The organism is Flavobacterium sp., from assembly GCF_036405015.1.
Classification (GTDB): Bacteria; Bacteroidota; Bacteroidia; order Flavobacteriales; family Flavobacteriaceae; genus Flavobacterium.
The window spans coordinates 1-6533 of sequence record NZ_DASWYK010000200.1 but is presented as its reverse complement, the minus strand read 5'-3'; the positions used below and the strand labels follow the sequence as shown (position 1 = coordinate 6533).

General features: G+C 35.8%; 4 protein-coding genes. All 4 read right to left on the bottom strand.

The annotated features are described in order from the left end of the window. A partial coding sequence (pdhA, locus tag VGE71_RS17145; protein WP_331139407.1) for a pyruvate dehydrogenase (acetyl-transferring) E1 component subunit alpha occupies positions 1-914 on the bottom strand: 914 nt, incomplete at its 3' end. 159 nt (positions 915-1073) lie between these two features. After that, positions 1074-1556, bottom strand: coding sequence for a cytidine deaminase (gene cdd, locus VGE71_RS17140; RefSeq protein WP_331139406.1), 483 nt, complete (start codon positions 1554-1556; stop codon positions 1074-1076). A 77-nt stretch (positions 1557-1633) separates the two neighbouring features. After that, positions 1634-2839: a type IX secretion system outer membrane channel protein PorV gene (gene porV / locus VGE71_RS17135; protein WP_331139405.1), complete on the bottom strand. Its 1206-nt coding sequence runs from the start codon at positions 2837-2839 to the stop codon at positions 1634-1636. A 41-nt stretch (positions 2840-2880) separates the two neighbouring features. Continuing rightward, positions 2881-6533: type IX secretion system sortase PorU (gene porU / locus VGE71_RS17130; protein WP_331139404.1), on the bottom strand; the 3653-nt coding region annotated here is incomplete at its 5' end.

Sequence of the window (6533 nt, the reverse complement as noted above, 5' to 3'; positions counted from 1 at the left end):
TCAGCAAATTTCGCACACTCTTCAACTAAGTCTTTAACTCTTTGGTCAATTACTTCAATTTCTTCTTGAGTAGCATATTTTTGATCCAAGATTACATCTAAAACTTGAGTAATTGGGTCGATTTTTTTGTACTCTTCAACCTCTTCTTTAGAACGGTATAATTGTGCATCAGACATAGAGTGTCCTCTGTAACGGTACGTTTTCATTTCAAGGAAAGTTGGTCCGTCTCCACGACGCGCTCTTTCGATAGCTTCGTGCATAGCTTCAGCAACTTTTACTGGGTTCATTCCATCAACAGGTCCGCAAGGCATTTCATAACCTAAACCTAATTTCCAGATGTCAGTGTGGTTCGCAGTTCTTTCTACAGAAGTTCCCATTGCGTAACCGTTGTTTTCAACGATAAATACAACTGGAAGTTTCCATAACATAGCCATGTTGAAAGCTTCGTGTAAAGAACCTTGTCTAGCAGCACCATCACCAAAGTAAGTCATAGTAACACCGCCAGTGTTGAAATATTTGTCTGCGAAAGCAATACCAGCTCCCACAGGAATTTGAGCACCTACGATTCCGTGTCCTCCGTAAAATCCGTGTTCTTTAGAGAAAATGTGCATAGAACCTCCCATACCTTTAGAAGTTCCTGTTGCTTTTCCTAAAAGCTCTGCCATTACGTTTCTAGGATCAACTCCCATACCAATTGGTTGAACGTGGTTTCTGTAAGCAGTAATCATTTTGTCTTTGGTCAAGTCCATAGCATGTAAAGCACCTGCTAATACAGCTTCCTGACCATTATATAGGTGTAGAAAACCTCTAACTTTTTGTTGAATGTATAATGCTGCAAGTTTGTCTTCAAACTTTCTCCAAAGTAGCATGTCTTCATACCACTTTAAATATACCTCTTTTGTAACTTCTTTCATCTGAATTCTTTCTTTTGCTAAAGTTGTTTGTGTTATCGATTATTGTGCCTGTAACGCAAAATAGTTTCCTCCCACAAATTTGCGCCCGAAAGGTCGGGATGCAAAAATAAGACATTACATTTAAGAAGTAAAATTTAAACGCTACTTTTTGGCTTTTTTTTACAAGAACTTTTTATCAAACATCAATGGAAGTAAATTTTTCAATGATGATGATTTGTAAACCTCTCCAATTTCGCCCATAAAATAGATTTCTATTGGTGTGTCTTGCTTTATTTCGTATTCTGCAATCGATTGTCGGCAAGATCCGCAAGGTGGAATAGGAGCAGTCGTTTGATTCGTATCTGAAGCGGCTGTAATGGCCATTTTTAAAATTTTTGCTTCAGGATATGTACTTCCGGCATAAAAAATAGCAGTTCGTTCTGCACAAAGTCCAGATGGGTAGGCTGCATTTTCTTGATTAGAGCCTAAAATAACTTTTCCATTGTCTAAGAGTAAAGCAGCTCCAACTCTAAATTTAGAATAAGGTGCATACGCTTTTTTTCTGACTTCGATAGCCTGATTCATTAAATCCTGAATTTCGTCAGGAAGTTCACCTAAATTATCATATATCGTAAATGAAGTTGTAATATTGATTTCTTTCATTTGTTTTTAAGGGAAAAAAAATCCAAATCCCAGTTATGCCGGAATTTGGATTATGTTATTTTTATTTTATTCTGTTTTTAATACGTTTCGTATTTGTCTCCAAAGTTAAACGTTAAAGAGAAGCGAAGTGTATTTTCCAACGGGTTTTTTATTTTTGAAGCCGAGAATAGGTAAGATACATCAATTTTCATAATGTTGTATTTAAAACCTGCTCCTAAAGAGAAAAACTGTTTAGCTCCTTTTTCAGGGCTTTCGTGATAATAACCTAAACGCATTGCAAATGCATCCTGATACATGTATTCTGCAGCAAGACTATAGGTTACTTCTTGCATTTCTTCTTTGAATCCGCCTGGTGCATCACCAAAAGATTTGAACATTCCTGGAACCCAGCCAATATTTCTGTATTTGTTATACGCAGCGTCTGTAGCTTGTTGTTGTGTAATATCTTCTGGATCGTTAAAATCTCCATCTCCATTTCCGTCAACAGCAGCTTGAATTCCTGGAGGTGTTGGTACTAAGAGTTTAGTAAGCTCTGCACTTACAGCAAGTTTGTTGTAATCATCAAAGATAAATTCAAATCCTCCACCTAATCTTAAATTTGCAGGAAGGAAATTTGAGCTTAAATCGTCATGGTCGTATTTGATTTTTGGTCCCATATTTTGAAGGTTGATACCCGCTCTCCATCTTCCGTTGAAATCCTGATAAGCAATTTCTTCTGATTGATAAAAAGCAGCAACGTCAACAGCAAATGTACTTGCTGCAGAAGCGTCAGTTTCTTCAGATGCGACTTTTAGATTTGAGTTTATAAAGCGTGCTCCAACAGCCATAGAGAATTCTTCACTTAATTTTAGTGAATAAGATCCGTCTAAGGCAAATTCGTTTGGATTAACTGTTCGTACAGCTTCATTTGGATCTCCGGTGTATCTTAATTCAATTCCTCCAAAACCGAAATAACGAAAACTTCCAGCAAAAGCACTTCGTTCGTTAATTTTGTTGTAGTATGTAACCTGACCTAAAGAGATATCATTGGCAAGATCTGTCAGATAAGGTGTGTAGCTGATAGAAAGACCTTGGGCGTCTTCTGAGAAAGCATACTTTGCAGGGTTCCATTGTTGAGAAAACACGTCGGCAGAAGTAGCAACTCCCTGGTCGCCTAAACCTGCTGCTCTAGCATCTGCTGCAACCAGCAGAAAAGGAACTCCGGTTACTATTGGTCTTGATTCCTGAGCCTTTAAGTTAAAAAGGGTAAAAAGGCAAATTAGTAAAAGTGATAGTTTTTTCATTTAAGGGACTTAAGTTTTTGGTGGTGCAAATATATATAATATTATAGGATGACAAGCTTTTCGTATTTCTCTGCTTTTTTATTTGTTAAATTTGATTTTACAGTAAGTTTGTAAATATACACTCCTTTTCCGATTCTATCTCCAAAATCGTCTTTTCCGTCCCATGTAATTTCTCTTGACAAAAATCCTTCTGTTGTAATAGTTTGGTTTTTTGTCCAAACCACTTTTCCGGTAATGGTCATGACCTGTACCTGCACATCCAAAGGCTCGTAGGGTCTGTTGTGCGAAAACCAAAATTGTGTGTAAGTAGAAAAAGGATTAGGATAGTTAAGAACATGTGATAATGTTAGTGATTCGTCTCCTACTACTGTAAATTGTATCTCGCTGGTAACAGGGTTGTTGTATACATCCCAAGCGGTAAAACTTATAGTATGCAATCCTGGAGCTAAATTTCTAAACGGAAAACGTAAATTTCCGTTGGTGTAATCGTCTAGTTTTGTCTGATAATAATCATTCAAAATGTACGGATTGCTTACATCTCCATCTAAAATAGCAACAATATCATGCCCGATTCCACTTGCTGTATTAATTCCGTTTTCGTCTTCTAAAAAGGCTAAAAGGAAAGGAGATTCATTTGTAATGCCTCCAGATACAAAAGTTTCGTCGTTCATATATAACTTAACTTTTGGACTAATATTGTCCTGAGGGGCATTTTCGTTAATTCCCCCAATTTTGATAGTGTTGTTATAACCAGTTTGGTTTTCTAAAGAAGCATTTTTCTTAGAATAAAAACTGATTTTTCCATTATCAACTGGAATTCGAATATCTCTTGGGACAACAAAACTGAATTCAAACTGACCATTTGTAACAGATGCATTTCCTCTAAAAATAGTTTCTCCTAAGGTTTTGAATTGTATAGGAGGACTGAATCCGTCGTTATTTAAAGTTGAATTGGTAATCATTTTATCGAAAATGGCGGTTGCCAGTTCTCCGTTGTAATTGCTTAATAGTATATTGTTTTCGTCTGTAATCTCTCCTGAGATTTTAATCTTCGATAATGATTTAAAATCAGGGATAGGTTGCGAAATTACAATATCATTGACCTTAGTAAGGTTAATTTTAGGTTTTGGAATTGATAACATTAAAGCAGGATCGCCAATGTAGGTAACAACATTGCTGCCTGAACTTGGATTTTCATTCTTTGAAATACGTAGTGATTCTGCAATGCTATTATATTGATTGGATCCATATGCGAGAAGGTTTTTGTTTAAGACATCATTGAAATTTTCACCATTTATTTGGCCAATTTCTCTAATTGTAGTCAACATCGAAATTGCACCTCCTTTTGGGTTCCAATAGACATATTCTCCAGCTGTTGGTCTGGTAGGATCGTCAAATCTTGAAAATTCACATGTAATGGTTATAAACAAAGGGTATTTGTATTGATTGTTTAGGTTTTGGCTGTCTGATTTTTCCCAAATTCTTTCGCTGGCTAATCCGTCTTCTCCTCCGTGCCCTAAATAATTAAAAACTAAGGCGCCTTTTTCAAAAGCATTGAAGAAATCTGTTCTGGCTTTTGGATATCTTGATCCTCCAGCAGAAGCTTCTTGTGTGTAAGCATCTAGGAATATTTTTTCGATATTAAAAAAAGGTTTTTCAGATGCAATTAAATCGGCTAATGCATTTTGGCGTGACTGTAATGTTTCGTCTCCGGCTTTGTCGGAATCATCACTTACTAAAACAAAATTGTTTCTCCAGTTTCCATACGATTTTGCGTCATGATATTCTAAAACTTTATTTACCATTTCTTGTGCTTGTGCATTGTCTGAAACAAGCATACGGCCAACGGCAATGTCAATTCCATTAAAAGGAAGTCCTACTATTCCTTCGTTTGAATCCATAAGACCATAAAAGTCGTCAGATGCAAATCCAGCTTCGCCTACACTATTACTTATTAGAGATTGGTATATAGGTACGATATTGCTGTTGTTAGAAATTCGGTCTTTGTAGTCGTACGAAGCATCACCAAATAGATTTACGTATTTTATTCTTTTGTCTGGAGAAGATGCATTTTCATAAATGTATTTTACAAAATTTCTAATTCCTGCTATGTCTTGTTTTCCCGAGGAGAATTCCTGATAGATGTTTTCTAGCGAAACGACTTTGACGTTTAAGTTCGAATTTGTTCTGTGAAAGTTCGCTAATCTTTCTGCTTGAGAGGCTAGAGATTTTGGTGTAATAATAACATAATCGATATCCTGAAAAGTATTTTGGCTATTTCTAAAAATGGCTCCTTTTAAGTTCTGGTTTGCAATTTTGGATTGGTTTTCTTTTAAAGGAGTATAATAATCGGAAGCGTCGATTGCAACGTATTTTCTGATTTCTCCTAAATTGGCTTTAAAGCTAAAAGTCGACTGATTTGCATTTTCAATTTTTGATACATTATATAGGTCTGTAATATCCCAAATTTGAGAAATTCCAGCAGCGTTGCCAATATTGTAGTTGACAACTCCTGCAACAGAACCCGCATCATTATATTGAAAAAGAAATTGTTTGCCAGTTCCTAAAAGCTTTCGTTTTGCAGTCAGGTTAATGTAATCTAGGTAACCTTTTGATCCAGGGACACCATTATTATTGTATGTAATCTTGATTTTAATGTTGTCAGTTCCTGTAAATGTTGTGTTAGAAGGTAGGTTGTCGGTTTTGTATTTTATGTCTGAGTCTGTTAATAAGGGAGTGTAAGTTATGTTTCCTATATTTTGGCCGTTAGCGGAAATTAAAAAAGAAGTTGCAGTAAAGGCTGCAGATGCTGTGTTTACGTCTATTTTTACTGGTACAGTTGTATCAAGGTTTGGGAAACTAAAAGAGAATTCTTGTTCCTGATTAATGTCAAAAGATTCTCCAAGCCATTGACGTCCGAGATGAACAATATTGGTTTGATCAATTTCATGAAATTGATAGTCATCAAACGTGTTTAACTCTAATGTGCTGTTTGCAGTTGGCTGATTTAGGTTTGGAATTCTTTTTCCATCCCCGCCAGAAGCTGTAATATAATAATAGGACTTATTATCGTAAAGATTTAAGTTGGTTTGACTTTCTGTGTTCCAGTTTTCAACTCCTTCGGCATAAAAGAGAATGTAATCTTCATTGTTGAAAATTCCGTCACTCTCTCCAATTACCTGAATTGCATTTTCTGTTAAATCATCTGGGTAATAAGTGCTGTTGGCCAAAGGAAGCATTCTTCCTCCGTTTCCGTATATTTTTATTCTTCTGGGGTCAACTTTCGAAGGATCAAATCCTAAGCTTTGTAAAAATGATCGAGTTACTTTGTAAATACCTGATTTCTGGATATAGAATCGATACCAATCTCCTGATGCTAATACAGAATTTGAAACGGCTGCTGTTTTTTGAAAAATACTACTGCTGCTAGTTCTTGCAGTAGAGTTGCTAATGGAGTAAGAAAAAGATTTGATTCTTTTAAAGCCATTTCCGTCTTTTATAATAGGATTTAAGAAAAGAAAAGTATGCTTTACGTCTCTTGCATTAGTTATTATTAAGGATTCATTTAGTTTTTCTGGAATGTTCTCAACTGCTATATCCCCTAAGTCCGATCTAGAAATTGACTCATAAATGGCGTTATTAATTTGTACAGTGGCGGCGCTTGAGGTGTTAGAGAGGTTTAATTTTTCTAATA

Excerpts from the sequence above, each read along its gene's own strand:
- cdd (WP_331139406.1), bottom strand. The coding sequence starts at position 1,556 with ATGAAAGAAATCAATATTACAACTTCATTTACGATATATGATAATTTA.
- porV (WP_331139405.1), bottom strand. The coding sequence starts at position 2,839 with ATGAAAAAACTATCACTTTTACTAATTTGCCTTTTTACCCTTTTTAAC.